Raw genomic sequence first — 2,363 nt, forward strand, 5'->3', positions numbered from 1 at the left:
TTGCCGATCGCGATGGAGAACAAACACCGCAGGCCGAGTAACACTGCGTGAACTTGATGCCTTCTGAAGCGAGTCGGTCCATATTCGGGGTCCGGATCAACGGATGCCCGTAGGTTCCTGAATCGCCCCACCCCATGTCGTCGGCAACGAAGACGACCACGTTGGGACGCTCAGCGGAGATCGGCGTCGGCTCGGCACTGTGTGCAACCCGGTGAGTGATCAGAACCTGTGAGCTGATCAAGCCAAAAACGCCAACAAGACTCAGTCGAAACATGGCGCAGCGGCCGCGGCAGCGGGATTGATGAGACCAGCGTGCAGGGGTCTCGCGAGCCGTGTCACGACGCCTTGGCGATGTGGTGTGAGTCGTACGGTTAGGTTTGAGATTTCGAAGGAGGCGAAGCACTCGAGTAACATCCCTTGTCTGGGGCGGGTGGACATGCGTGGACGCGGTCGCACGTTGCTTCGTTTGCCAAAACCACAGCGATTGATCGCGGCAGTTGGTAAACGGTGCTAGAATGGACGCAACCGGTCGGCAATGGAGTCTACGCCGCCCAACCGGGAGTCGCATGTCATCTGTTTGAATGACAACCGGTGGAGTTCGTGTGCTGACCACGCGACCGGATAAGACCGTACAGGTACCCACGCATGGCACAGTCTGGGGAAAGTACTGCTCGGTGAATCCGGGCACTGCATCGCTGTCGATCCGCCTTCGCAAAGTAGAGAGTCCAGACGAATGATGGCAATGACTCATTCGAAATGCTGTTTTGAATCAGTCTCAGGCAGCCTTGCAGCGTCATCTTGTGAACTGTCTTGCCGTCCGAGCCCAAACACTTCGTTTCCGAGTTCACACATGTTTGACAACCTACTTCAAAGCTGCTCAGTGGTTGGTCAACAGAACAGCGAGGTAGCCGCTTGGATCTTTCCGATCCTAATTGGCGCTGTTCTCGCTGGACTGGGCATCTATGCCATCTACCACGCCATTGTGGAACAAACGGAAGCCGGCAAAGCGAGGTACCGTCGTGATTCGATGGCAGCGTATGGCTATGTGAAGCCACCGATTCCCGTTTACAAAAGCGGCATTGCAGCGGGGATTGGCGTGGCGTTGATTCTCGGCGGGGGCATCTTTGTCATTGCCATGGGAGGAAAGTCCGATAGGCGTCAAGCGGCGTCGGTGAATCCCGCATCACCTCAGTCGCCGCTATCTCAAAATCCATCTCCGCCAACAACAACCGATGCAAACGCGGATCAATACGAAGTCGACGTTCCTGACGCCTCGATCACGACATCGGCTGACTCATCGGATCCAGCGATGGACTCGTACCCGTCCGCCAACGTGAAATCCGAAGAAGATCAGCCGCCGATATCTGGGAATGCTTCCGCTCGGTACAACCCAAACAGGCGAGACCGTTTTCGCTCTCGCCCAACGGAGCCAGCGAATCCTGACTCTTCCAACCGTGAAACGTCGGGCTCGATGGCATCCGGGGTATCGAACGATGAGCCATCAGTTGACAACTCCGGCGAAATTAAACCGTCAGTAGATGACTCGAGCGAGTTCCCAAACCGCGAGGCTCCGCGAGCAACGCCTCAAGAGTTGCGGCCGGTCAAACGCTATGCCATTTCGATTCCCTTGCCGCCCGGTGCTGTGGTGGTTTCGGATGACGCCCCTATTGTCGTTGGGACACGGTTGGGCGCGGTCTGGGCACGCAAGTGGAACTACGTGACCGTCACGGCGACCCATGGCGACGGGACTTTGGATGTCAAATGGGACAATTGGAACACAGAGTACCGAATGGTCCGCGAAGATCTCGCCATCGCGAAGTCGGACCTGGAGACGTTACAACGACAAGCAATCAGAAACACCGCGAAGGAACCACGGTTGTGGAGTGACGCATCTGGTAAGTTCAAAGTGATGGCGACGTATGTCGACGCAAAAGACGGGTTCGTTTCACTAAGAAAAGAAGATGGCCGGGAAGTCTCCGTTCCTGTTTCCAAGCTGAGCGAAGGGGATCAAGAGCTCATCGAAACCCTATCAAAGAATTAGTTGCAACGTGAACCAAACGAATTGGCAGGGAATGCTCGACGATTGCCGGGAGCGATTTGGGAACTCGCCTCGCGACTTTGGCAGTGCTGAACTCCAGCACCTGAAAGTCGCATTTTCGTGGCTGACACGTTGGGTCTCCAGGTCGGATGCTCTCTGCCAACCACTAGCGGCTCAAAAAAAGTTGTTCCGAACAGGAACGGTGGTTTGGGGATGTGTGATTCAAGCCAACATGGGGCTTTTCGAACCGGGGCAGCAGGACTTGCCGGGCGAGATGGTTTATTCGCTGGCTCCTGACGATACAACGCCCGACATACTAACTCAG

3 protein-coding genes are annotated in these 2,363 nt (G+C 55.9%); 2 read left to right on the forward strand and 1 reads right to left on the reverse strand.

Annotated elements, in window-relative coordinates:
- Positions 1-274, reverse strand: a 274-nt coding sequence (locus RSSM_RS08415; protein ID WP_044301858.1) for a sulfatase-like hydrolase/transferase, incomplete at its 3' end; no start/stop codon positions are given.
- A 576-nt stretch (positions 275-850) separates the two neighbouring features.
- On the opposite strand from RSSM_RS08415, the gene RSSM_RS08420 reads away from it, so the two are divergent.
- Together RSSM_RS08420 and RSSM_RS08425 are read left to right on the forward strand one after the other, a co-directional pair.
- Positions 851-2,041, forward strand: a complete 1,191-nt coding sequence (locus RSSM_RS08420) for an SHD1 domain-containing protein (RefSeq protein ID WP_044301860.1) — start codon at positions 851-853, stop codon at positions 2,039-2,041.
- Between the two features lie 7 nt (positions 2,042-2,048).
- On the forward strand, positions 2,049-2,363 hold a 315-nt coding region (locus RSSM_RS08425; RefSeq protein ID WP_044301861.1), incomplete at its 3' end, for a hypothetical protein.

Origin of the sequence: Aporhodopirellula sallentina SM41, from assembly GCF_000346505.1 — a bacterium.
Taxonomy (GTDB): Bacteria; Planctomycetota; Planctomycetia; order Pirellulales; family Pirellulaceae; genus Rhodopirellula; species Rhodopirellula sallentina.